The sequence below is a fragment of the Kitasatospora sp. NPDC001540 genome, from assembly GCF_042894345.1.
In the GTDB taxonomy this organism is placed as follows: Bacteria; Actinomycetota; Actinomycetes; order Streptomycetales; family Streptomycetaceae; genus Kitasatospora; species Kitasatospora phosalacinea_C.
This window is the reverse complement of the sequence record NZ_JBIAVO010000046.1, coordinates 21,575-44,774: the sequence shown is the minus strand read 5'-3', so window position 1 is coordinate 44,774 and position 23,200 is coordinate 21,575. Positions and strand designations below refer to the sequence as shown.

Genomic DNA, 23,200 nt, shown 5'->3' with positions numbered 1-23,200 from the left:
GACCTTGAACCGCCCGTTGCGGTCCGCTTGTCCGCCGGACCTCCACCGTAGCCCGGAGCGGCGGTCGACAGCAGGCCGTGGGCGCCCCTCCCGCCCGAGATCAGGGACAGCTCAGGGATGTCCCCAAGCGATCTCCCTGATACCCGGGCGCATTTCCCCGAAGAACGGAGCCACCTTGTTCGCACTCCTCCGGCGGTCGGCCCGACCGCATCCGCACACGTCGAAGGGCCGGCCGCCCCTCGACGGGAACGACCGGCCCCGGCTGGCCGACGGCGCGTCGGCCCGGGTCCCGTCAGCCGGTGACGATGTTGACCAGCTTCGGCGCGCGCGCGATGACCTTGCGCACCTGGGCGCCGCCGATGGCCGCGACCACGGTCGGGTCGGCCAGGGCCAGCGCCTCCAGGTCGGCGTCCGAGATGGACGGCGCGACCTCCAGGCGGGCCTTCACCTTCCCCTTGACCTGCACGACGCAGGTCACGGTCTCGTCGACCACGTACGCCGGGTCGGCCACCGGGTAGTCCGCGAAGGCCAGCGACTGCTCGTGGCCCAGGCGGCGCCACAGCTCCTCGGCGATGTGCGGCGCCAGCGGGGCGATCAGCAGGACGACCTGCTCGGCCACCGACCGCGGCGTGGAGCCGCGCTTCACCAGGAAGTTGTTCAGCTCGATGGCCTTGGCCACGGCGGTGTTGAACCGCATGCCCGCCATGTCGCCGCGGATGCCGTCGATCGCCTTGTGCAGCGCGCGCAGCGTCGCCTCGTCCGGCTCCTCGTCGGTGACCACCAGCTCGCCGGTGACCTCCGAGACGATGTTGCGCCACAGCCGCTGCAGGAAGCGGTACGAGCCGACCACGGCCCGGGTGTCCCAGGGCCGGGAGACGTCCAGCGGGCCCATCGCCATCTCGTACAGGCGCAGCGTGTCCGCGCCGTACTCGTCGGCGATCTCGTCGGGGGCGACCGCGTTCTTCAGCGACTTGCCCATCTTGCCCGCCTCGCGGCGGACCGGCTCGCCCTGCCAGAAGTACTGGCCGTTGCCCTCCGGGTCCACGACCTCGGCCGCGGGCACCGGGAAGCCGCGGGTGTCCCGGTAGACGTCCGCGGTGATCATGCCCTGGTTGAACAGCTTGTGGAACGGCTCGACCGAGGAGACGTGGCCCAGGTCGTGCAGCACCTTGTGCCAGAAGCGGGCGTACAGCAGGTGCAGCACGGCGTGCTCGGCGCCGCCGACGTACAGGTCGACACCGCCGGCCGGCTTCTCCGCGGTCGGGCCCATCCAGTAGGCCTCGTTGGCGGGGTCGACGACCGAGGTGGAGTTGACCGGGTCGATGTAGCGCAGCTCGTACCAGCACGAACCCGCCCAGTTGGGCATGGTGTTGGTCTCGCGGCGGTAGGTCCTGACGCCGTCGCCCAGGTCCAGCTCGACGTTGACCCAGTCCTCGTTGCGGGACAGCGGGGTCTTCGGGGAGGACGCGGCGTCGTCGGGGTCGTAGGTGTGCGGCGAGTAGTCGTCCACCTCCGGCACCTCTACCGGCAGCATCGACTCGGGCAGCGCGTGCATCGCGCCGGTCTCGTCGTAGACGATCGGGAAGGGCTCGCCCCAGTACCGCTGGCGGCTGAACAGCCAGTCGCGCAGGCGGTAGTTGACGGTCCCCTCGCCGATGCCCTGCTCGGCCAGCCAGGCGGTGATCCTGGCCTTGGCGTCGACCACGGACAGGCCGTCCAGCGAGATGCCGTCGCGCTCGGAGTTGACCAGCACCGAGTCGTAGGCGTCGAAGGCGTCGTCCCAGGTGTCCGGGTCCTCGCCGCGGCCGTCGGTGGGCCGGACGACGCAGCGCATCGGCAGGTTGAACGCCCGCGCGAAGGCGAAGTCGCGGCTGTCGTGCGCCGGGACGGCCATGATCGCGCCGGTGCCGTAGCCCATCAGCACGTAGTCGGCGATGAACACCGGGATCTGCTCGCCGCTGACCGGGTTGGTCGCGTAGGCACCGGTGAACACGCCGGTCTTGACCTTGGCGTCGGCCTGGCGCTCGACGTCGGACTTGGCGGCGGCCGCCGCCCGGTACTCGGCGACGGCGGTGGCCGGGTCGGCGGCGCCGCCGGTCCACTCGTCACGGGTGCCGGCCGGCCACTCGGCCGGGACGACGGCGTCGACCAGGGCGTGCTCGGGCGCCAGCACCATGTAGGTGGCGCCGAACAGGGTGTCGGGGCGGGTGGTGAAGACGGTGACGGTGTCGCCGCCGACGGCGAAGTCGACCCGGGCGCCCTCGGAGCGGCCGATCCAGTTGCGCTGCTGCAGCTTGATCGCCTCGGGCCAGTCCAGCAGGTCCAGGTCGCCGATCAGGCGGTCCGCGTAGGCGGTGATCCGCATCATCCACTGGCGCAGGTTGGACTTGAACACCGGGAAGTTGCCGCGCTCGGAGCGGCCGTCCGCGGTGACCTCCTCGTTGGCCAGCACGGTGCCCAGGCCGGGGCACCAGTTGACCGGCACCTCCTTGGAGTACGCCAGCCGGTACTCGCCCAGCACCTCGTCGCGCTCGACGCCGGACAGCTCGGCCCAGGCGCGACCGCCCGGCGCCTCGCGCTCACCGGACTCGAACTGGGCGACCAGCTCGGCGATCGGACGGGCCTTGGCCGCGTCCTCGTCGTACCAGGAGTTGAAGATCTGCAGGAAGATCCACTGCGTCCAGCGGTAGTAGTCGGGGTCGATCGTGGAGATCGAGCGGCGCGAGTCGTGGCCCAGGCCCAGCCGGCGCAACTGCTGGCGCATGTTGGCGATGTTGTCCTCGGTGGACACCCGCGGGTGGACGCCGTGCTGGACGGCGTACTGCTCGGCGGGCAGGCCGAAGGCGTCGTAGCCCAGGGTGTGCAGCACGTTGTGGCCGGTCATCCGCTGGTAGCGGGCGTACACGTCGGTGGCGATGTAGCCCAGCGGGTGGCCCACGTGCAGGCCCGCGCCCGACGGGTACGGGAACATGTCCATGATGAAGCTGTGCGGCTTCGCGGCGACGGACGTCCCGTCGGCCAGCGGGCCGGTCGGGTTGGGGGCGTTGAACGTCCCCTCCTTCTCCCACAGGTCCTGCCAGCGGGACTCGATCTCGGCAGCCAGCGCGGCGCCGTAGCGGAAAGGCTCGGTGGCGGCTTCGGCCGCGCCGGAAGCTGGGGTCGTCTCGCTCATGGTCCTTCAAGCTCCATCGTCATCAGTCAGCGAACAGGCCGTAGAAAGCAGAAAACCCCTCCGCAGGAGGGGACGCCACGCCGACTCCGGCCCTCGAGCCGGTCCTGGTCAGCGCGGCCGCCTAAGAAGCAGGCGCACGGTTCGCATGGGCTCAGGGTACCGCACCCCCTCAACCCCCTTTCCCCTCAGCACGTCAACCCCCCGCCCGGCCTGCCACCGCACCTCCGCGCGCCGCTACGCCTCCGCCCACCGCTACGCCTCCGCGCGCATCGCGGTGTCGAAGTCCCGCAGGGCCCGTGCCACCCGGGCCGACTGCATGCCCGCCGCGAGCTGCCGCGCCCGGTCCGCGGTCCGCTCGGCCTCGGCCCGCTCGCCGGTGCGGCGGTAGGAATCGGCGAGGCGCACCATCAACAGCGCCTTGGCCCGGGCCCGTTCCACCGAGAGCGAGTCGATCGAGGACAGCAGCAGGCTGCGCGCCCGCTCGTGCTCGCCGAGCAACAGGAACCCCTCGCCGACCATGCCCTCCAGGTCGGCCCGCTCCTGCCCGTGCCCCTCCACTCCCTCCAGCACCCGGAACGCCCGCTCGGCGACGGCCTCCGCGCTGATCTGCTCCCCCTTGCGGCCGTGCGCCCTGGCGATCCGCCCCAACTGCAGGGCCCGCTCGCGCGGCGTCAGCACGGCGTCCGCGGCGCGCAGCGCGGTGGAGAGCATCGCCACCGGATCGAGCCCCCGCCCGCCGGAGTTGTACGTCGCCTGGACGGCGAGGCAGCCCACCACGCCGACGCCGAGCCGCGGGTCGCCCGAGACGTGCGCGGCCCGCAGCGCGGCGACGAAGGCCCGCTGCGCGGCGGCGTCGTTGCCCATGTCGTAGTTGGCCCAGCCGACCAGCCGGGCCAGTCGGCTGGCCGCCCCGTACAGCTCGCGGCCGAGCGGTTCGTCGTAGCTGCCGAGTTCCAACAGCTTTCCCACCATGGCGAGTTCGGCCTTGGCCAGGTCGAGGATCAGGCCACCGCCGTAGGTGCGTTCCAGCCGCTGCTTGGAGTCGTGGGACAGCCGCAGGTCGGCCAGCTGCTCGGGGGCGATCCGCAGCGCCCCCTCCCCGCCGGTGACCGGCGGGGGCGGGGAGGCCCAGTGCCGGGCCGCCTGCTCCAGCTCGTCGCCGCGGAACAGGTCGGTCAGTCGCACCGGGGCTCCGTCGGTGCCCGCCTCGCGGAGCGCGGTCTGTGCGGTGTCCGCGGTCCACGGGTCGGTCAGCAACCGGGGCGAGAGCATCTTCGCGCCCCGGCGGGAGCCCATCTGCCCCCAGAGCTGCTCGTAGGTGACGGCGATGCCGACGCTGCGGCCCAGCACCTCGCAGACGGTCTGGTCGTGCGGCGAGCGCGGCACCATGCCCCGGTCGCGCCACTTGTACGGCGCGGTGGAACTGATCGCCATGCTGCTCGGGAGCACCGCGTTCACCTCGCGGGCCAGCCGCTCCGGGTTCCAGCCGAGCTGGTGGAGTATCCGGGCGAGCTCGTCGTTCCGCTTCCGCACCAGGTCGGCCATGGCACGACGGTAGCGGCCCCGCCCCCTGCTCGGCAGGGAAGTCCGGTGAACGACCGGAGGCCGCCCCTCGCGGGACGGCCTCCGGACTGCTGTGGAGCTAAGGAGAATCGAACTCCTGACCTATTGCATGCCATGCAATCGCTCTACCAACTGAGCTATAGCCCCATGCTCTTACTGCTGTCACCTGCGGTTTCCCTCGGCGACATCGCCAACTGTACACGGTCGGCGCCCTCGCCCCTAATCCGTTCTCCCGGGCCCGCCCGCGGCATCCTCCCCCACGACACCCTCCTCCGCAGGGCCCTCCCCGGAAACACCGAAGGCCGCCACCCTCTTCGGGCAGCGGCCTCGCGGAACTGCTGTGGAGCTAAGGAGAATCGAACTCCTGACCTATTGCATGCCATGCAATCGCTCTACCAACTGAGCTATAGCCCCGCGACACTGACGACCACTCACGGACCACCGGTGCGGAGTGGAGCTAAGGAGAATCGAACTCCTGACCTATTGCATGCCATGCAATCGCTCTACCAACTGAGCTATAGCCCCGCAGTTCCGCGACTCCCGCCCCCGGTTTCCCGTCTGCGTTCCTCGCTGCGAACGAGGAAGACTCTAGCTGGTCAGAGCCGGAACTGTGAAATCCGGGTGGCCGGGCCGTCGGGCCCCGCCTCAGGTCTCGTCGCCGATGACCGGCTGCGGCAGCGTGCCCGCGTTGTGCTCCAGCAGCCGCCAGCCGCGCGAATCCTGGCCGAGCACCGACCAGCAGCAGTTGGAGAGGCCGCCGAAGCGCTCCCACAGCTGCGGCTCCAGGCCCAGCATCCGGCCGATCATGGTGCGGATGGTGCCGCCGTGGCTGACCACCACCAGGGTGCCGCCCTCCGGCAGCTTGTCCACCGCGTCCAGCACCACCGGAACGGCCCGGTCGGCCACCTCGGTGGCCAGCTCGCCACCGCCGCGCCGCACCTGCTCGCCGTTCGCCCACGCCTCGTACTGCTCCGGGTACCGGGCCCGGATCTCGGCGTTGGTGAGCCCCTGCCACTCCCCCGCGTAGGTCTCCCGCAGGCCCTCGTGGTGGTGCACCTCGAGGCCGGTGAGCGCGGCGAGCTCGGCGGCGGTGCGCCGGGCCCGCTGCAGGTCGGAGGAGATCAGCAGGTCGGGCCGGAGGCCGGCGAGCAGTCGGGCCGCCCGCTGGGCCTGGAAGACGCCCTGGTCGGTGAGCTCGATGTCCGTGGTGCCCTGGAACCGCGATTCGAGGTTCCAGGAGGTCTGGCCGTGCCGCCAGAGGACGATGCGCGGCCAGGCCTCCGAGCGGCTCAGAGGTCGCCCCCGGAGACGGCGTTGCCGGCGGCGTCGGTGACGGCGTTCTCCGGCCGGTTGCGGGTCGCCAGAGCGTCCTCCGGGATCGGCAGCTCGGGGCAGTCCTTCCACAGCCGGTCGAGCGAGTAGAAGGAGCGCTCCTCGGAGTGCTGGACGTGCACCACGATGTCCAGGTAGTCGAGCAGGATCCAGCGGCCCTCGCGCTCGCCCTCCCGGCGCACCGGCTTGATGTCGAGCTTCTCGCGCAGCTGCTCCTCGATCTCCTCCGCGATCGCCCGCACCTGGCGGTCGTTGGCGGCGGAGGCGATCAGGAAGGCGTCGGTGATCGACAGCACCTCGCTGACGTCGAAGGCGATGATGTCGTGCGCCAGCTTGTCGGCCGCCGCCTGCGCGGCGACGGTGATCAGTTCCTGGCTTCGGTCGGTGACGGTCACGATGCTCTTCCGGATCGGCTGTGGGGATACTCCCCCAGGATCTCACGAACGCGACGGAGCCCCCGAGCGTTTTCCGTCCGGGGGCTCCGACCGCGCCTTCGCGGCGTCCTACCCGGTCCTCAGGGCGTCTTCTGCGCCGGCGGCTGGTAGTCCTTACCGATCACCAGGACCAGGTCCGCGTTCTGCGTCCCGGTGGCCTTCTTCACCACCGAGTCCGGCAGGTTCATGCTGGTGGCCAGGGTGAGGGCCGCGGGCCGCATGGCGTCGTCGGTGTAGCGGATCTCGGAGGTCGCCTGCACGGGCGCCTTCGCGCTGGAGGGCAGCACGTCCATGCCCGCGTTGATGACCGCGGCCAGCGCACCCGTCCCCGAGTCCTCGTTGCCGGAGGCGTTGACCATGGCGACGCGGGTGGAGCCGCCGGTGCCCTTGGCGCTGCCGATGGTGCCGCCGAGGATCTCCTTCACCTGCGTGCCCGCCGTGGCGTCGTCCAGCGTGCCGTCGGGCTTGGCGGTGAGCTTGGCGGTGGACAGGTGCCCCGCCTTCGCCTGCTTGGCCAGGTTGACCAGGACGCCGGCCAGCGCGCTCTCCGGGAGCGAGGGGTCGGCGACCGAGTTCATCCGGTGCACGTCGTCGGTGGCGTCGGCCATGGTGGTCGGCATGGTGTTGATCACCGCGGCCATCACCTGCCCGAAGCGGGCGAGCTGGGCGTCCCGGTCCTCCCCGGGCGCCTGCAGGGTCGCGTAGGCGACGGCGGCGTGCCCGTTCAGCAGGACGCCCTTGCCCGCCGCGGCGAGCACCTTGCCGTCCGCCTTGTTGTCCTCGCGCACCTCGGCGTTGGTGTCCACCTTGATGCCGCCGAGCTGGGAGACCAGCAGCAGCAGGTACGGGGTGTCCAGCCGCCAGGTGCCGGCCACCTTGGCGCCGAGCACCGCGGACAGGCCGTCGCGGGTGGCGGAGGCGCCGATGTCGTCCAGGGACTTGCCGACCGTGGTGGTGGAGGAGGCCCCGTTGCTGGGAAGCTGCAGGTTGTCCGGCAGCAGCAGCACGGTCGCCTTCTTCCCGCCCTCGTCGTCGACCAGCAGGGCGGTGGTCACCTTGCCCTGCGGGTCGCGCAGGTGGACCACGTTGACGTACCGGCCGCCGGCCGCCGCGGACGCGTCGTCACCGCCGCCGAGCTTCCCGGTCCACCACAGGTAGCCCGTCCCGCCGGCCGCCAGCACCACCACCGCCACCAGCAGCGAGACCAGCCGGTTGCGCAGCCGCCGTCGACGCTCGGCCCTCACCTCGCTGCGCGACTCGGCGAACTTCAGCCAGTCGATCGCGTCCTTGGACTCCTCCGTCTGCTCGTCGACGAAGCTGAACTCACCCGTGGTGTACGAGTCGCCGCCCTTGGCCTTGGCCCGGGCCGACGCGGCCGCCGCCCGCCCGCCGACCTGCTCGGACGGCTCCTCCGCCCCCTCCCCCACCGACGCGGTCCCCGCACCCGCGCCCGCGCCCGTCCCCGGACGTGCCCGCGGCGGCACCACCGCAGCACCCGCCGCGGCCGCAGGCGCGGCCACCGGGCTCACCGGAGGCACCGAACGCCCCGCCGCCCGCGGCGGAACCTGCCCGGGCACCTGCCCCGGAGCCGTCACCGGCGCCGGTGCCACCCCCTGCGGGTGCAGCCCCGGCGCGGGTTGCTGCTGCCCGTAGTAGTAGGGGTCGTAGGGCTGCTGCCCGTACGCCTCCCCGCCCGCCTGACCGCCGAACTGCCCGTCGTAGCCGCGCTGTTCGAAACCCTGCGGCTCGTACCCGCCCTGCTCGTACCCGCCCTGCTCGTACCCGGGCTGCTCGTACCCGCCCTGCCGGTACCCGCCCTGCTCGTAACCCTGCGCCGGGTACCCGGGCTCCGCAGCCTGCTGCCCGCCGCCGTAGGGGTCCTGCGGGTACGCCCCGGGCTGCTGCTGGTACGGGGAGCCGTACTGGTCATACTGACCGCCCTGCCCGTACGGGTGCTGCTGGCCGTAACCCTGCTGCGCCTGCCCGTAGTTGTCGTAGCCCTCGTACCCCTGCTGCTGTCCCTGTCCCTGCTGCTGCGCGTACCCCTGCTGCTGCTCGTAGTAGCCGGGCTGCTGCGGGGGCTGCTGGGGCCGCCGGGACTGGGGCGGGGGCTGCTGGCCGAACCAGTTCTGGTCGTCGGACGTTCCGGTCACGTCGTCCCTCCCGGGGGCATCAAGGCCGGGCCGACGCGTACAGCGCCCGCTTGTGGATGTATCGGACCACGCCGTCCGGCACCAGGTACCAGATGGGTTCGCCCTTGGCGACGCGCATCCGGCAGTCGGTGGAGGAGATGGCGAGTGCGGGCACCTCGACCAGCGAGACGCCGCCGACCGGCAGGCCGGTGTCGGAGAGAGTATGGCCCGGCCGGGTGCAGCCGATGAAGTGCGCGAGGTCGAAGAGTTCCTCGGAGGAGCGCCAAGAAATGATCTGGGCGAGGGCGTCGGCGCCGGTGATGAAGAAGAGTTCGGCGTCGGGGTGGAGGCTGCGGAGCTCGCGCAGGGTGTCGACGGTGTAGGTGGGACCGTCGCGGTCGATGTCGATCCGGCTGACCGAGAACTGCGGGTTCTCGGCGGTGGCGATCACCGTCATCAGGTAGCGGTCCTCGGCCGGCGAGACCTGCCGGTCGGTCTTCTGCCAGGGCTGCCCGGTGGGGACGAAGACCACCTCGTCCAGTTGGAAGGCGCTCGCCACCTCGCTCGCGGCGACCAGGTGCCCGTGGTGGATGGGGTCGAAGGTGCCGCCCATCACGCCCAGCCGTCGCCTGCGCCGACCGCCGTCCGGTGTCGGGGTGGCGTCCGGCGCCGGGCTGCCCGGCGCGGAGGTGCCCGGCGCCACGTTCGTCCCGGAGGTCTCGACCTGCTCTCTCATGGCGCCACACCTTACGCGACCCGAGTGTCCCGGGTTCGGCTCGTCGGCGCTCCCCGGCCGTTCTCCGGCCGCGCCGCGCCCCGCCGCCCCGGGCCACGGACGCACGCCCGCGGACGCACAGCGGCGAATGCACGGACGCACGGCGGAGGGGGCGGCAGCGCGACGGGTCGGCTACCGGGTCGGGGCGGCCGGTCGGCCGCGGCTCAGCGGTCGCGGTTGAAGCGGGTGGTGATGAACAGCAGGAGCAGCAGGATGAACAGCGCCGAGCCGCCCGTCAGCAGGGGGTTGAGGCTGTCGTGGTTACCGCCCTCCTCGGCGAGGCGGACGATGGCGGGCAGGGCAGCAGAGCTCATGATCGGCGGGACCTTCTCGGCTCGGTGTGAGGACCAGGCGGTCACGGACCGTACGGCCCGCGCGCTCATCGTACGGGGGCCTGACACGCAACCGCGCGGCGGCCCACCGCGTCTGACCACCCATGAGCCGTCGACGCGGACCGGACCCGCGCCAGGCCGGTGTCCGACCGACGCCCGGCCGGTGTCCGACCGACGCCCGGCCGGTGTCCGACCCGGTCCGGGTCGGCCCCGTCCCCGGGTCAGCCCAGGTCGTCGGCGGTGCGCCCGGCCGTCCCGGCCCGCTCCGCCTCACGGGCGGCGGCTTCGCGCGCCGCGTCGCGCTTGGCGCCGTCGCGGCTGGCCCGGGCCAGCGCCCACACCATCAGGCCGACTCCGACGAAGGAGGCGATCAGGATGAACCGCAGGAACAGACCGGGGCCGTTCTCGGTGGAGATCGGTCCGGCGAGCTGGACCAGGGCGGCAGTGGACATCACGGGCTCCTTGTTCGGTACGGCAGAGCCAGGGTAGTCCCGCTTACGGCCGACCCGGCCCGGCGCCCCGGGTGTCGGCGCACCGGAAACGAGCCGACGGCAACCCGACCGCGACCCGACGGCAACCCGACCGCGAGCCGTCGACGAGCCGGCGACGGGTCCTCGGCCGAGCGTCCGCGAGGCCGCCCGGGTCTCCCCCGCGGCGGCACGGACGGCGTAGCGTGACCGCGGGGACGAGTACGGACACACCGACGTTGAAGTGGAAAGCAGCGGGGGCCGGCCAGGGGGCCGGTGCCGGCGTCGATCCAGGAGAGGTACTCAATGACCGACATGACCAAGGGTTCTGCGCCGAGCCGCCGCCGCCAGCGCTTCCCGGAGATCTCCACCCGGGCCTGGGAGCACCCGGCGGACCGCTCCGGCCTGGTGGCGATGCGCAAGCTCAGCGGCTTCGACGACGTCCTGAAGAAGCTGGCCGGGCTGGTGTCGGAGCGCAGCGTGCGCCTGATGTTCCTGGCCACCGCGGTCAAGACCTCGGAGCGTCAGTTCCCGGAGCTGTACGACATGGTGCGGGACGCCGCGTACGTCCTGGACCTGGACAAGGTCCCGGACCTGTACGTCTCCCAGGACCCGAAGGTCAACGCGTACTGCATCGGCATGGACACCCCGGTGATCGTGGTCACCACCGGCCTGGTCGAGCTGATGGACGAGGAGGAGCTGCGCGCGGTGATCGGCCACGAGGTCGGTCACGCGATGTCGGGGCACGCGGTCTACCAGACCATGCTGCTGATCCTCACCAACCTGGCGACCCGGGTCGCCTGGATACCGCTGGGCAACCTGGCGATCATGGCGCTGATCACCGCGCTCAAGGAGTGGTTCCGCAAGGCGGAGCTGTCCAGCGACCGGGCCGGTCTGCTGGCGGGGCAGGACCTGCAGGCGTCGATGCGGTCGCTGATGAAGCTGGCCGGCGGCGCGCACATGGCCGAGATGAACGTGGACGCGTTCCTGGACCAGGCCGCCGAGTACGACAAGGCGGGCGACCTGCGCGACAGCGTGCTGAAGCTGCTCCAGGTGCTGCCGCAGTCGCACCCGTTCGCGGTGGTGCGGGTGGCCAAGCTGAAGAAGTGGGCGGAGAGCGAGGAGTACCGCTCGATCATGGCCGGGGCGTACCCGCGCCGCGGCGACGACCCGGACGCCTCGGTCGGCGCGCAGTGGAAGGCCGCCGCCGAGTCGTACTCGCAGTCGATGAAGGAGAGCAAGGACCCGCTGATGGGCCTGCTGCGCGACCTGGGCAACGGCGTCGGCACGGTCGGCGGCAAGCTCCGCGACACCTTCACCGGCGCGGGCCGCGGCAACGGCGGCGAGAGCGGCGGCGGCAAGGACAGCGACTCCCAGGCCTGACCGGAACGGGCCCCGCCCGACCCACCGCAGCCCGCCCCGACCCGCCGCGGCCCGCTCCCCGGTTCAGCCGGTGAGCGGCCCGAGCACCCCGCAGGACTGCCAGGCCGGCCGCGCGTGGTCGGCCGGGTCCACGGCGGGCGGGCTGCTCGGGCGGACGCCCGCCGCGGTGGCCAGCAGCGGCTGCAGGTAGGCGCTCTGCCCGGCCGCGCAGGAGCTGGGCCCGGCCTGCACCGCGGCGTCGACCACCCGCAGTCGGCCGGTGTCGAGGTCGGTGCGGTCGATGTCGATGCGCACCGCCCGGCGCACCGCGTACAGGGTGACCGAGGGGTCGCTGGTGGTGCCGGCCGGGCGCAGCGCGTACACCAGGGTGTGGTCGGTGGTGACCTCCAGGGTGTCGCCGCCCCGCTCGCCGATGCGGACGGTGCCGGTGGCCTTGACGGTGTCGCTGGCGAGGGCGATCTGCCCGGGGTCGAAGCGCACCATCCAGCCGGTGGCGGCGTGGTGCTGGTCGTCGCGGGGCGAGTTGGTGCTCTCGTCGTACTGGGCCAGTTCCCCGGCCGTGACCAGGGCGCGGACCTGCTCGGTCTCGTTGGCGGTCAGGGTCGCGGGGGTCAGCTCGGAGGCCACCAGGTAGTGCTGGACGGAGTCCAGGGCCCGCTGCACCTGGGAGCCGGTGAAGTGGGCGGTGGCGGTGGCGGTCGGCAGCCCGAGCCCGGCCGGGCCGTCGGCGTACCCGGCGGGCAGCCCGGCGAACGGGTTCGCGTGGTCGGCGACCGCGGTGACCGCTCCGGCGGGGGCGAGCGGGGTGAGGCTGACGGTCAGTTGGGTGCCGCTGGGCGGCGCGACCCGGCCGCGCGGGGAGCTGATCCCGAAGTAGACGGCGGCGGCGAACGCCAGCGCGACCACCAGCAGCAGGGCGAGGGCCTGCCGGGGCATCGCCAGCCAGCCCCAGCCGCGCGGCCGGGTGGCCCGTCCGAGGGCCCCGGACAGCCGCTCCTGCGCGGACAGCTCCTGGATCCGGGCAGCGCGGACGAACGATTCGTCGAAGACGACGGACCGGAACTCGTCATCGTTGGAACCACCCTCGGGCGTGCCCCCAGGAGGCTCGCGCGGGTCACCCATGACACCAGGGTAGACTCGCGGGCCGTTCACGACGAGGGCGCGCGGGTAACGAGCGCGCCACGGCGCGTGACGGGCGCCCGGAGGGGTGGGCGGGGGTGGGCGCGCGCCGTCAGCCGACGGGCACGGCGGCCACCGCGGACGGCTGCCCGGGCGCCGCGGCCGGGCTCTCGCCGCTTCCGCCGCCTCCGCCGGTCCCCCCGCTCCCGCGGCTCGGCCCGCCGCCGCTCTGGCTGCTGCTGCCGCTGCTCGGCCGGGTCGGCGTCTCCTGCGCGGCCCCGCCGACGCCCCGGTAGACCGCGGCGACCGACAGCGCGACCAGGCCGACGCCCATCACCAGCGCCAGCACCCAGGCCACCGGCCGGTGCCAGCGCTGCTGGGCGACCGTGCCGCCGCGCAGCGGGTCGAAGGCCCGGACCCGGGAGCGGCGGGTGCGCCGTTCCTGCCGGTCGCAGCCCGACCACGGATCGGGGTAGAAGCGGTCCTCGTCCAGCCCTCCGGGCAGCGGGCGCAGTTCCAGCGGCAGCGCCTCGCCCCCGGCGGTGAGTTCCGTGAACTCCGCGGACTCGGTGAACTCGTAGCTCCGGGCCGCTCCCGCCTGTTCCGGCTCCAGCCGGGCCTCGGCGGCGGCGAGTTGCCGCTCCAGGGCGCTCGGCTCGTGCACGGCGGCGGAGCGGACGAAGCTCTCGTCGAAGACCACGGTGGCGAACTCGTCGTCCGCACCACCGTGGTCGGCGCCGTCGGAGTACGGCGAGCCCCCCACATCCTCAGCCACGGATTCAATGTATTACCGGCCGGGGCGTTTGTCTGTGGGTATCGCCGATAGGGTCCGGGCGGACTACGGCATTCGGCCGCGCGCTCCCGGACCGCGCTCCTCCGGCTCCGCGGTCAGCCGCCGACGGTCTGCCGGGCCTCGCCGCGGACGTGACCGTCGCCGGTGACGATGTACTTGGTGCTGGTCAGCTCCGGCAGCCCCATCGGGCCGCGGGCGTGCAGCTTCTGGGTGGAGATGCCGATCTCCGCGCCGAAGCCGAACTCGCCGCCGTCGGTGAACCGGGTGGAGGCGTTGACGGCCACCGTGGTGGAGTCGACGAGCTGGGTGAAGCGGCGGGCGGCGGGCTGCGAGCCGGTGACGATCGCCTCGGTGTGGCCCGAGGAGTACCGGCGGATGTGCTCGACCGCGGCCTCCAGCGAGGGCACCACGGCGGCCGCCAGGTCCAGCGAGAGGTACTCGGTCTCCCAGTCCTCCTCGGTCGCCGGGACGGCCGTCACCCCGGTGCCCTCGGCGGCCTTGAGCACCGCGTCGTCGCCGTGCACGGTGACCCCGGCCTCGGCCAGCGCGGCCAGCGCGAGCGGCAGGAAGGCGTCCGCGACGTCCTGGTGGACCAGCAGCGTCTCGGCGGAGTTGCAGACGCTGACCCGCTGGGCCTTGGAGTTCAGCAGCACGCCGACGGCCATCGCCAGGTCGGCCTGCGCGTCCACGTACACGTGGCAGTTGCCGGTGCCGGTCTCGATCACCGGGACGGTCGAACCCTCGACCACGGTGCGGATCAGCGAGGCGCCGCCGCGCGGGATCAGCACGTCGACCAGGCCGCGGGCGCGCATCAGCTCCTGCACCGACTCCCGGCTCTCGCCCGGCACCAGCTGGATCACGTCGGCGGGCAGGCCCGCACCGGCCACCGCCGCGCGCAGCACCTCCACCAGCGCGGTGTTGGAGCGGTACGCGGAGCCCGAGCCGCGCAGCAGCACCGCGTTGCCGGACTTCAGGCAGAGCGCCGCGGCGTCCACCGTGACGTTCGGCCGGGCCTCGTAGATGATGCCGACCACGCCCAGCGGGACGCGCACCTGGCGCACGTCGAGGCCGTTGGGCAGGGTGTAGCCGCGGACCACCTCGCCCACCGGGTCGGGCAGGCCGACCACGCTGCGGACGTCGGAGGCGATCGCGGCGATCCGCTCCGCGGTGAGCGTCAGCCGGTCGATCACCGACTCGGCGGTACCGGCCGCCCGGGCCCGCTCCACGTCCTGCGCGTTGGCGGCGGTGATCTCGGCGGAGCGTTCGACCAGCGCGTCCGCGATCGCCAGCAGCGCGGCGTCCTTCACCGAGCGCGGCACTGGCGCCAGGGCGGCGGCCGCCTCCCGGGCACGGCGCGCGGCGGCGAGGACGGGGCTGTCGGCGGTGGCGGTGAGATCGCTCATGCGACCAAGCCTAGCGAGCCGACGCCCCCGCCCCGCCGCGCATTTCGCCCGCTGAGACGTCCTCCCGGACGCCCCCGCGGACCCACCCGCCGCGGCACCCGCCGAACCGGCGGCGCGCTCAGTACGGGTGCACCCCGCCGAGCTGCGGCGGCGGGTCCCCGAAGCCCTCCGCGACCCGCTTGTGGTACGTCGGGCGGTCCACCACCTCCAGGCCGACGATCTCCCAGGCCGGGAGCTTGGCGCTGGCCTTGTGCTCGCCCCACAGCCGCAGCGCGATCGCCGCCGCGTCGTGCAGGTCCCGCGCCTCCTCCCAGTAGCGGACCTCGGCATGGTCGGCGGCGTAGCGGGCGGTCAGGAAGAACGAGTGGTCGTGCGCCAGTTTCTCCAGTGCCGTCCGCAGCTCGGGCAGCGGTGTCGCCGCCCCGGCCACGCTCAGCACCACGTGCCACATCCGGGCCTGCTCCCGCACGGGCCCCCGGGTCTCCGGCCCGGCCTGCCGCCCGGCGTCCGGTGCGGCGTCCCGGTCGGCCTCCAGCGGAGCCCGCTGCTCGACGCCCCGGCCGCCCTCGATGCTGGTGAGCCGCCGCTCGGACCTCTGCTCCGGCAGCGCTTCCTCCCGCCTGCGAACCACCGGCGGCCTCCTGTTCAGCGTGTCGCGCGGACCCCCCGGTCCGCTGCTCCCACCCCCCGTACCGGCCCCGCCGCCCGCGCTCAGCCGCGCAGCACGACCAGGTCGTCGCGGTGGACGACCTCGCGTTCGTACGCGGCGCCGAGCTCCTGGGCCAGTTCTCGGGTGGACCGGCCGAGCAGACGGGGCAACTCCCTCGCATCAAAGTTGACCAGTCCGCGGGCGACGATGTGACCGTTTTCGCCAAGAAGGTCGACCGGATCGCCCGCGGCGAACTCCCCTTCGACCCGGGTCACCCCGGCGGGCAGCAGCGACTTGCCGCCGTGCACGACGGCCGCCACCGCCCCGTCGTCCAGGGTCAGCGCGCCGCGCGGCGAGGAGGCGTGCTCCAGCCAGAGCAGCCGGTCGGCGGAGCGGCTGCCGGTGCGCAGGAACAGCGTGCCGGTGGGACGGCCGGCCAGGGCGTCGGCGGCCTGGCTGGCGGCGGTCAGCACCACCGGGATGCCCGCGCCGGTGGCGATCCGGGCCGCCTCGACCTTGGTGACCATGCCGCCGGTGCCGACGCCCGCCCTGCCCGCGCTGCCGATCTCCACGCCCGCCAGGTCCTCGGGGCCGTGCACCACCGCGATCCGGCTGCTGCCGGGCTTGGCCGGGTCGCCGTCGTACAGGCCGTCCACGTCGGAGAGCAGCACCAGCAGGTCGGCCCGCACCAGGTGCGCCACCAGCGCGGCCAGCCGGTCGTTGTCGCCGAACCTGATCTCGGCGGTGGCGACGGTGTCGTTCTCGTTGACGATCGGCATCGCGCCCATGGTCAGCAGCTGGTCGAGCGTCCGGTACGCGTTGCGGTAGTGCGCCCGGCGGCTGGCGTCCTCGGCGGTCAGCAGCACCTGGCCGACCCGCACCCCGTAGCGCGCGAACGAGGCGGTGTACCGGGCCACCAGCAGGCCCTGGCCGACGCTGGCCGCGGCCTGCTGCCGGGCCAGGTCCTTGGGGCGCTCGGCCAGTCCGAGCGGGGCCAGGCCGGCCGCGATGGCGCCGGAGGAGACCAGCACGACCTCCGGCGCGTCCTTGCGGGTCCGCAGCTTGGCCAGCGCGTCCACCAGCGCGTCCACCCGGTCCGCGTCCAGGCCGCCGGCCGCGGTGGTCAGCGAGGACGAGCCGACCTTCACCACGATCCGCCGCGCCGAGACGACCTCCTCGCGGAGCAACTGGTCCACCATCAGCCCGACCTTCCGACGCAGCCTGTGTACGCCCGCAATCTAGCGAGCGCGGTTGCGGGTCACGAAATCGCGACGAGGCGTGAGACGTCGCCCGTCCGGGGACCGGCCCGGAGAGCGCGAACAGGGGGGCGGACGGTGAAGTCCACGCCCCTGCCGCACCCGGACACGCCCACGCGGGGCCGGGGTCCGCGCCTACTGGTCGAGCTGCTCGCGGCCGGAGGAGAGCGCCTCGAAGTCCAGGTACTCCTGCTCCGCGGCGTCGCGACCGCGCTGGCGCTCGCGGCGGCGCTCGACGGCGGGGCGCTGGGTCTCCATCCGGTGGTCCTCGCCGCGGCGGCCGAGCATCTCCGCGCCGGCGGCCATGGTGGGCTCCCAGTCGAACACCACGGCGTCCTCGTCGGAGCCGATGATGACGGTGTCGCCCTCCTTGGCGCCGATCTTCCAGAGCTCCTGCTCGACGCCGAGCCGGGCGAGCCGGTCGGCGAGGTAGCCGACGGCCTCGTCGTTGGCGAAGTCGGTCTGGCGGACCCAGCGCTCGGGCTTGCCGCCGCGGATCCGGTAGGCGCCGTCCTCCTCCTCGATGGTGAAGCCGGCGTCGTCCACGGCGGTGGGCCGGATGACGATGCGGGTGCTCTCCTCGACGGGCTTGGCGGCGCGCGCGGCGGAGACGATCTCGGCCAGCGCGAAGGAGAGTTCGCGCAGGCCCTTGTGGGCGAGCGCGGAGACCTCGAAGACCCGGTAGCCGCGCTCCTCCAGCGAGGCGCGGGTCAGGTCGGCGATGTCCTGGCCGTCCGGGACGTCGATCTTGTTGAGCGCGACCAGGCGCGGCCGGTCCTCCAGGCCGCCGTACTGGGCGAGTTCGTCCTCGATGGTCTCCAGGTCGGTGAGCGGGTCGCGGCCCGGCTCCAGGGTGGCGCAGTCCAGCACGTGCACCAGCACCTCGCAGCGCTCGACGTGCCGCAGGAACTCCAGGCCGAGACCCCTGCCCTGGCTGGCGCCGGGGATCAGGCCGGGCACGTCGGCGATCGTGTAGACGGTCGAACCGGCGGTCACCACACCGAGGTTGGGGACGAGGGTGGTGAACGGGTAGTCGGCGATCTTCGGCTTCGCGGCGGAGAGCACCGAGATCAGCGAGGACTTGCCCGCGCTCGGGTAGCCGACCAGCGCGACGTCGGCGACGGACTTCAGCTCCATCACGATGTCGCGGGCCTCGCCGGGCTCGCCCAGCAGCGCGAAGCCGGGCGCCTTGCGGCGGGCCGAGGCCAGCGCCGCGTTGCCCAGGCCGCCGCGACCGCCCTGGGCGGCGACGAAGCTGGTGCCGTGGCCGACCAGGTCGGCCAGCACGTTGCCCTTGCGGTCCAGGACGACGGTGCCGTCCGGCACCGGCAGCACGATGTCCGCGCCGTCCGCGCCGGTGCGGTGGCCGCCCGCGCCGGGCTTGCCGTTGGCGGCCTTGCGCTTGGGCGAGTGGTGGTACTCGAGCAGCGTGGTGACCTGCGAGTCGACGACCAGGATCACCGAGCCGCCCTCGCCGCCGTTGCCCCCGTCGGGGCCGCCCAGCGGCTTGAACTTCTCCCGGTGCACGGAGGCGCAGCCATGGCCTCCGTTACCCGCGGCGACGTGCAGTTCGACGCGGTCCACGAAGGTGGTCATGAGGGGTGCCTCCCGTGCGAAGAAATGAGGTTGTCCTGCGGTAAAGCGGAAGGGTGGGCCCGGATCATCCCGGCCCACCCTTCACAGCGAGTCTGTACGGACTCAGGCCTCGACGGCCACGATGTTGACGACCTTGCGGCCGCGACGGTTGCCGAACTCCACGGCACCGGCGGTCAGCGCGAACAGGGTGTCGTCGCCACCACGGCCGACGTTGGCGCCCGGGTGGAAGTGGGTGCCGCGCTGGCGGACGATGATCTCGCCGGCGGAGACGACCTGGCCGCCGAAGCGCTTCACGCCGAGGCGCTGAGCGTTCGAGTCACGACCGTTGCGAGTGGAACTCGCACCCTTCTTGTGTGCCATCTGGCTATCCCCTTTCTAGGAAGACCGCGGGAAGTGGTTACTTGCTGACCGAGTCGATGCTGGTGATGCGCACCGCGGTGTGCTTCTGGCGGTGACCCTGACGACGGCGGTAGCCGGTCTTGTTCTTGTAGCGCAGGATGACGATCTTGTCGCCCTTGGTCTGGTCGACGACCTCGGCGTGGGCCTTCACGCCACCGAGCACCCACGGGTCGGAGGTGACGGAGTCACCGTCGACGACGAGGATGGTCGAGAGCTCGACCGAGTCACCCGGCTTGGCGTCGATACGGTCGATCTCCAGCACGTCGCCCACGGCGACCTTGTGCTGGCGGCCGCCGGCGCGAACGATCGCGTACATGCGGTACCTACTTTCCTAACTCGGTCGGAACTCCGGATGCCAGCCACCTGGGTGTGGACACAAGCGGCCTCCCCCGTCGGACGCCGGAAGCGGCGTCCACCCGGGAGGTGAGGTGCTCTGGAGCGCGGCGTCAACACGCCGATGGTCAAGAATACGGACCCGTCCATCCGAAGACAAACCGGGACGTGCGCGGGGGCCGGGAGCGCCGCCGAAGCGGTGCTCCCGGCCCCCGTCGCGGGCTCACTCCGCGGCGCCGCCGTCACCCTCGGCGGCCGCGGCCTTCTTGGCCGCCGCGCCGGTCCGCTTGGTGGCGGTCTTGCGGGCGGTGGTCTTCTTGGCGGCCGCGGCGGTGGTGGTCTTCTTCGCCGCGGTCTTCTTGGCCGCCGTGGTCTTCTTGGCGGCGGTCTTGGTCGCGGTCTTGCGGGCGGCGCGCTTCTTCGGCGCGGCCTCCTCGTCGACCGCGGCCTCCGCGGCCGGGGCCTCGGCGGGCTGCTCGGTCTCGACCTCGACGACGACCTCCGCCTCGGGCTCCACCGAGGCGACGGCCTCGGCCGTCACCTCGGCCGCGGCCCGGGCGACCTCGGAGGCCTCCGCCGCCTCCGCGGCCGACTTCTCGGCGGCGGCGCTCAGCGCGGCCTCCATCGCGGCCTCGGCACGGGCCTGCAGGACCACGATCTCGGCCTCGCCGGACGTCCCGGCCGGGGCGGTGGCCCGGCGCACGGCGCGGCGCCGGGGGCGTCCACCGGCCGCGGGGGCGGCCGCCGGGATCTCCACCAGGCTCGGCTTCTCCTCCGCCACCGGCTCGGCCGCCGCAGCGGTCTCGACGACCTCGGCGTCGGCGAAGGCCTCGACCGGCTCCAGCTCCTCGACGACGTCGAGCGCGACCTCGGCCGCCTCGACGGCCTCCTCGACCTCCTCGGGCTCCACCGAACCGATCGCCTCGGTGGTGCCCTCGACCGCGTCCGCCTCGGCGTTCCCGGCCCCGCCGCGACCCCGGCGGCGGCGCTTGCCGCCGCCCTCGCCCGCACCGGCCGCGGGCGCGGCGTGCGAACCGTTGCCGTGGCCGTGGCCCGGCTGGTCCATGTGGACGATCACGCCGCGGCCGTTGCAGTGCACGCAGGGCTCGGAGAAGGACTCCAGCAGGCCCTGGCCGACCCGCTTGCGGGTCATCTGGACCAGGCCGAGCGAGGTGACCTCGGCCACCTGGTGCTTGGTGCGGTCGCGGCCCAGGCATTCCAGCAGGCGGCGCAGCACCAGGTCGCGGTTGGACTCCAGCACCATGTCGATGAAGTCGATCACGATGATGCCGCCGAGGTCGCGCAGCCGCAGCTGGCGGACGATCTCCTCGGCCGCCTCGATGTTGTTGCGGGTGACGGTCTCTTCCAGGTTGCCGCCCTGGCCGACGAACTTGCCGGTGTTGACGTCGATGACGACCATCGCCTCGGTCCGGTCGATCACCAGCGAGCCGCCGGAGGGCAGCCAGACCTTGCGGTCCAGCGCCTTCATCAGCTGCTCGTCGATCCGGTAGGTGGCGAACACGTCGACGTCCGAGGTCCACTTCTGCAGGCGCTCGGTGAGGTCGGGGGCGACGTTGGAGACGTAGTCGTGGATGGTGTTCCACGCCTCGGCGCCGCTGACGATGACCTTGGTGAAGTCCTCGTTGAAGATGTCGCGGACCACCCGGACGGTCATGTCGGGCTCGCCGTACAGCAGCGCCGGGGCGTTGCCGGTGGCGGCCTTCTTCTGGATCTCCTCCCACTGCTGCTGGAGGCGCTGGACGTCGCGGGTGAGCTCCTCCTCCGAGGCGCCCTCGGCGGCGGTGCGGACGATCACGCCCGCGTCGTCCGGGACGATCTTCTTGAGGATCTGCTTGAGGCGGGCCCGCTCGTTCTCCGGCAGCTTGCGGGAGATGCCGGTCATCGAGCCCTCGGGCACGTACACCAGGTAGCGGCCGGGCAGCGAGATCTGGCTGGTCAGCCGGGCGCCCTTGTGGCCGATCGGGTCCTTGGAGACCTGCACCAGCACGGACTGGCCGGACTTCAGCACCGACTCGATCCGGCGCGGGCCGCCGTGGCCGCCCAGCGCGCCGAAGTTGACCTCGCCCGCGTACAGCACGGCGTTGCGGCCCTTGCCGATGTCGACGAACGCGGCCTCCATCGACGGCAGCACGTTCTGCACCTTGCCCAGGTACACGTTGCCGACGTATGAGGTGGCCTGCTCCTTGTTGACGTAGTGCTCGACCAGCACGCCGTCCTCCAGCACGCCGATCTGGGTGCGGGCGCCGTTCTGGCGGACCACCATGACCCGCTCGACCGACTCGCGGCGGGCCAGGAACTCGGCCTCGGTGATGATCGGGACGCGGCGGCGGCCCAGCTCGCGGCCCTCGCGGCGGCGCTGCTTCTTGGCCTCCAGGCGGGTGGAGCCCTTGATCGACTGCACCTCGTCCGGGTCGAACGCGGGCTCGGCGGAGCGGCGGCGCGGCTCGCGCACCTTCACCACGGTGCGCACGCCGTCCTCGGTGGTCTCGGCCTGCTCGGCGCCGCCCTCGCCGCTGCGGCGGCGGCGACGGCGACGGCGGCGCGAGGAGGACAGGCCCGCGGCCAGGTCGTCCTCGTGCTCGTCCTCGGCCTCGTCCTGCTCCTCGGCGCCCTCCTGGGCGGCGTCCTCGGCCTCGGTCTCGTCGTGCTCCGCCTCGACCGCCTCGGGCGCGTCCTCGGCGTCACCGCGGCGGCGGCGACGGCCACCGCGACGGCGGCGGCGGGACGGACGGTCGTCCTCCCACTCGGCGTCCTGCTCGGGGCCCGCGGCGGGCGCCTCGACCTCGGCGGGGGCCTCGACCGGCGCGGCCGGCGCGGCCGGGGCGGCGGCCTTGACGGGCTGCTGCTGGACGGGCTTGGCGGCCTTGGCGGACCTGGCCGGCTGCTGGACGCGCACCGCGGTGCGGACCCGGCGGCGGCGGCCGACGCCGCTGTACTCGAACTCGTCGTCACCGGAGACCGGCTCGGTCTCGGCCTCGGCGGCCACCGGCTCGGCGGCCTTGACGGCGGGAGCCTTGGCGGCGGGGGCCTTGGCGGCGGGCGCGGGCGCGGTGTAGGGCGCGGGCTCCTGGAACACCGGCGCCTGGAAGATCGCGGTGGACGGGCGGACGGCCCGCCGACGGGCGCGCGGCGGCTCGGCCTCGACGACCGGCTCGGGCTCCGCGACGGCCTCGACGGCCACGGGCTCCTCCGCGGCCTCCTCCTCGGCGGCGGCCCCGGGCTCGGTGACGGCCTCCGGCTCCTCGGCGGCCGCGGGCGACTGCACCGGCGCGGACGCCCGCTTGCGGGTGCGCCGGGCCCGGACGGGCTTCTCCTCGGCGACCGGCTCGGGCTCCGCCACCGCCTCGACGGCCGCGGGCTCCTCGACGGCGGCCTCGACCGCCTCGGGCGCCCCGGCCGGGGCCTCGACGCGCTTGCGGGCGCGCCGGGCGCGAACGGGCTTCTCCTCGGCGACCGGCTCGGGCTCCGCCACCGCCTTGACTGCCACGGGCTCCTCGACGGCGGCCTCGACCGCCTCGGGCGCCCCGGCCGGGGCCTCGACGCGCTTGCGGGCGCGCCGGGCGCGGACCGGCTTCTCCGGCGCCGCCTCCTCCGCCGCGGGCTCGGCCGCCGGAGCGGCCGTCTCGGCGGCCGCGGCGGTGCCCGCGACCACGGTCTCGGCGCCCTCGCTCGCGGCGCCCTGCGGGGAGCCGGCCGGGCGGGAGACCGCCCGGCGACGGCGGCGCAGCGGGGCCGCGGCGGAGCCGTCGGCGGCGCTGTTGTCGTTGTTGTCGGCCGCAGCGGGCTGCGGTTCGGTGTTTTCGAGCATGCGGGTGTGTCTCCCGTCAGGCCCCCGGGCTCCGCGTCCGGGCACGACGCTCCACCGCGTTCACCAGCCGGCCGCCGTTCGGGCGGTCCGGCTCCCACGGTGCCGTCGTGCGGACGTGAGACCGCACAGGGGCTCGTAGTCTCGCTCGACCCCCCGCGGGGCGCGGGGAGTCGAAAAGTCTTCTGGTCTGACCAGTCTTCTCAGTTTTCAAGGGCCGGGCCGAGGGGTGGCCG

Annotated in this window: 18 protein-coding genes and 3 tRNA genes; 1 reads left to right on the top strand and 20 read right to left on the bottom strand. The window is 73.4% G+C overall.

Annotated elements, in window-relative coordinates; genetic code table 11:
* Positions 1-292: 292 nt before the first annotated feature.
* The 11 genes from leuS to ACFY00_RS34220 all read right to left on the bottom strand — a co-directional run bounded on the left by leuS (position 293) and on the right by ACFY00_RS34220 (position 10,192).
* Positions 293-3,172, bottom strand: coding sequence for a leucine--tRNA ligase (leuS, locus tag ACFY00_RS34270; RefSeq protein WP_388037116.1), 2,880 nt, complete (start codon positions 3,170-3,172; stop codon positions 293-295).
* 252 nt (positions 3,173-3,424) lie between these two features.
* The gene (locus tag ACFY00_RS34265) at positions 3,425-4,717 is read right to left on the bottom strand and encodes a hypothetical protein (protein WP_388037113.1); all 1,293 of its coding nucleotides are present in this window, start codon (positions 4,715-4,717) and stop codon (positions 3,425-3,427) included.
* Positions 4,718-4,809: 92 nt separating this feature from the next.
* Positions 4,810-4,882 (bottom strand) — tRNA-Ala (locus ACFY00_RS34260).
* 194 nt (positions 4,883-5,076) lie between these two features.
* Positions 5,077-5,149 (bottom strand) — tRNA-Ala (locus tag ACFY00_RS34255).
* 38 nt (positions 5,150-5,187) lie between these two features.
* A tRNA-Ala gene (locus ACFY00_RS34250) sits at positions 5,188-5,260 on the bottom strand.
* Between the two features lie 120 nt (positions 5,261-5,380).
* Complete coding sequence (locus ACFY00_RS34245) at positions 5,381-6,028, bottom strand: histidine phosphatase family protein (RefSeq protein WP_388037146.1); 648 nt, start codon at positions 6,026-6,028, stop codon at positions 5,381-5,383.
* Positions 6,025-6,462, bottom strand: a complete 438-nt coding sequence (gene rsfS, locus ACFY00_RS34240; RefSeq protein ID WP_388037110.1) for a ribosome silencing factor — start codon at positions 6,460-6,462, stop codon at positions 6,025-6,027. Before rsfS ends, ACFY00_RS34245 begins: the two co-directional genes overlap by 4 nt.
* Before the next feature lie 119 nt (positions 6,463-6,581).
* The gene (locus ACFY00_RS34235) at positions 6,582-8,654 is read right to left on the bottom strand and encodes an LCP family protein (RefSeq protein ID WP_388037107.1); all 2,073 of its coding nucleotides are present in this window, start codon (positions 8,652-8,654) and stop codon (positions 6,582-6,584) included.
* 19 nt (positions 8,655-8,673) lie between these two features.
* On the bottom strand, positions 8,674-9,369 hold the full coding sequence (gene nadD / locus ACFY00_RS34230; RefSeq protein WP_388037104.1) for a nicotinate-nucleotide adenylyltransferase: 696 nt from the start codon (positions 9,367-9,369) through the stop codon (positions 8,674-8,676).
* Between the two features lie 203 nt (positions 9,370-9,572).
* The gene (locus tag ACFY00_RS34225) at positions 9,573-9,722 is read right to left on the bottom strand and encodes a hypothetical protein (RefSeq protein ID WP_285737937.1); all 150 of its coding nucleotides are present in this window, start codon (positions 9,720-9,722) and stop codon (positions 9,573-9,575) included.
* A gap of 239 nt (positions 9,723-9,961) precedes the next feature.
* Positions 9,962-10,192: a hypothetical protein gene (locus ACFY00_RS34220; protein WP_388037101.1), complete on the bottom strand. Its 231-nt coding sequence runs from the start codon at positions 10,190-10,192 to the stop codon at positions 9,962-9,964.
* Positions 10,193-10,513: 321 nt separating this feature from the next.
* Here ACFY00_RS34220 and ACFY00_RS34215 point away from each other — a divergent pair, with 321 nt between their 5' ends.
* Positions 10,514-11,590, top strand: a complete 1,077-nt coding sequence (locus tag ACFY00_RS34215; RefSeq protein ID WP_388037098.1) for a M48 family metallopeptidase — start codon at positions 10,514-10,516, stop codon at positions 11,588-11,590.
* 63 nt (positions 11,591-11,653) lie between these two features.
* Here ACFY00_RS34215 and ACFY00_RS34210 read toward each other — a convergent pair whose 3' ends face one another.
* The 9 genes from ACFY00_RS34210 to ACFY00_RS34170 all read right to left on the bottom strand — a co-directional run bounded on the left by ACFY00_RS34210 (position 11,654) and on the right by ACFY00_RS34170 (position 22,967).
* Positions 11,654-12,712: a hypothetical protein gene (locus ACFY00_RS34210; RefSeq protein ID WP_388037095.1), complete on the bottom strand. Its 1,059-nt coding sequence runs from the start codon at positions 12,710-12,712 to the stop codon at positions 11,654-11,656.
* Positions 12,713-12,821: 109 nt separating this feature from the next.
* Positions 12,822-13,484: a hypothetical protein gene (locus tag ACFY00_RS34205; RefSeq protein ID WP_388037092.1), complete on the bottom strand. Its 663-nt coding sequence runs from the start codon at positions 13,482-13,484 to the stop codon at positions 12,822-12,824.
* A 113-nt stretch (positions 13,485-13,597) separates the two neighbouring features.
* Positions 13,598-14,905, bottom strand: coding sequence for a glutamate-5-semialdehyde dehydrogenase (locus tag ACFY00_RS34200; RefSeq protein WP_388037090.1), 1,308 nt, complete (start codon positions 14,903-14,905; stop codon positions 13,598-13,600).
* Between the two features lie 118 nt (positions 14,906-15,023).
* On the bottom strand, positions 15,024-15,536 hold the full coding sequence (locus ACFY00_RS34195) for a hypothetical protein (RefSeq protein WP_388037087.1): 513 nt from the start codon (positions 15,534-15,536) through the stop codon (positions 15,024-15,026).
* 80 nt (positions 15,537-15,616) lie between these two features.
* Positions 15,617-16,753: a glutamate 5-kinase gene (gene proB / locus ACFY00_RS34190; protein ID WP_388037085.1), complete on the bottom strand. Its 1,137-nt coding sequence runs from the start codon at positions 16,751-16,753 to the stop codon at positions 15,617-15,619.
* Between the two features lie 192 nt (positions 16,754-16,945).
* On the bottom strand, positions 16,946-18,406 hold the full coding sequence (obgE, locus tag ACFY00_RS34185) for a GTPase ObgE (protein WP_388037082.1): 1,461 nt from the start codon (positions 18,404-18,406) through the stop codon (positions 16,946-16,948).
* A gap of 102 nt (positions 18,407-18,508) precedes the next feature.
* Complete coding sequence (gene rpmA / locus ACFY00_RS34180; protein ID WP_030906548.1) at positions 18,509-18,766, bottom strand: 50S ribosomal protein L27; 258 nt, start codon at positions 18,764-18,766, stop codon at positions 18,509-18,511.
* A 37-nt stretch (positions 18,767-18,803) separates the two neighbouring features.
* Positions 18,804-19,121 carry a 50S ribosomal protein L21 gene (gene rplU, locus ACFY00_RS34175; protein ID WP_285737928.1) on the bottom strand — a complete coding sequence of 106 codons (318 nt, stop codon included), beginning with the start codon at positions 19,119-19,121 and terminating at the stop codon, positions 18,804-18,806.
* A gap of 240 nt (positions 19,122-19,361) precedes the next feature.
* Positions 19,362-22,967 carry an Rne/Rng family ribonuclease gene (locus tag ACFY00_RS34170; protein WP_388037079.1) on the bottom strand — a complete coding sequence of 1,202 codons (3,606 nt, stop codon included), beginning with the start codon at positions 22,965-22,967 and terminating at the stop codon, positions 19,362-19,364.
* Positions 22,968-23,200: the final 233 nt, after the last annotated feature.

What these genes read in the sequence shown, in the direction of transcription:
- obgE (WP_388037082.1), bottom strand. Translation starts at nt 18,406, where the DNA reads ATGACCACCTTCGTGGACCGCGTCGAACTGCACGTCGCCGCGGGTAAC.
- rpmA (WP_030906548.1), bottom strand. Translation starts at nt 18,766, where the DNA reads ATGGCACACAAGAAGGGTGCGAGTTCCACTCGCAACGGTCGTGACTCG.
- proB (WP_388037085.1), bottom strand. Translation starts at nt 16,753, where the DNA reads ATGGTGGACCAGTTGCTCCGCGAGGAGGTCGTCTCGGCGCGGCGGATC.
- ACFY00_RS34215 (WP_388037098.1), top strand. Translation starts at nt 10,514, where the DNA reads ATGACCGACATGACCAAGGGTTCTGCGCCGAGCCGCCGCCGCCAGCGC.
- rplU (WP_285737928.1), bottom strand. Translation starts at nt 19,121, where the DNA reads ATGTACGCGATCGTTCGCGCCGGCGGCCGCCAGCACAAGGTCGCCGTG.
- nadD (WP_388037104.1), bottom strand. Translation starts at nt 9,369, where the DNA reads ATGAGAGAGCAGGTCGAGACCTCCGGGACGAACGTGGCGCCGGGCACC.
- ACFY00_RS34225 (WP_285737937.1), bottom strand. Translation starts at nt 9,722, where the DNA reads ATGAGCTCTGCTGCCCTGCCCGCCATCGTCCGCCTCGCCGAGGAGGGC.
- ACFY00_RS34170 (WP_388037079.1), bottom strand. Translation starts at nt 22,967, where the DNA reads ATGCTCGAAAACACCGAACCGCAGCCCGCTGCGGCCGACAACAACGAC.
- ACFY00_RS34210 (WP_388037095.1), bottom strand. Translation starts at nt 12,712, where the DNA reads ATGGGTGACCCGCGCGAGCCTCCTGGGGGCACGCCCGAGGGTGGTTCC.
- leuS (WP_388037116.1), bottom strand. Translation starts at nt 3,172, where the DNA reads ATGAGCGAGACGACCCCAGCTTCCGGCGCGGCCGAAGCCGCCACCGAG.
- ACFY00_RS34265 (WP_388037113.1), bottom strand. Translation starts at nt 4,717, where the DNA reads ATGGCCGACCTGGTGCGGAAGCGGAACGACGAGCTCGCCCGGATACTC.
- ACFY00_RS34220 (WP_388037101.1), bottom strand. Translation starts at nt 10,192, where the DNA reads ATGTCCACTGCCGCCCTGGTCCAGCTCGCCGGACCGATCTCCACCGAG.
- ACFY00_RS34200 (WP_388037090.1), bottom strand. Translation starts at nt 14,905, where the DNA reads ATGAGCGATCTCACCGCCACCGCCGACAGCCCCGTCCTCGCCGCCGCG.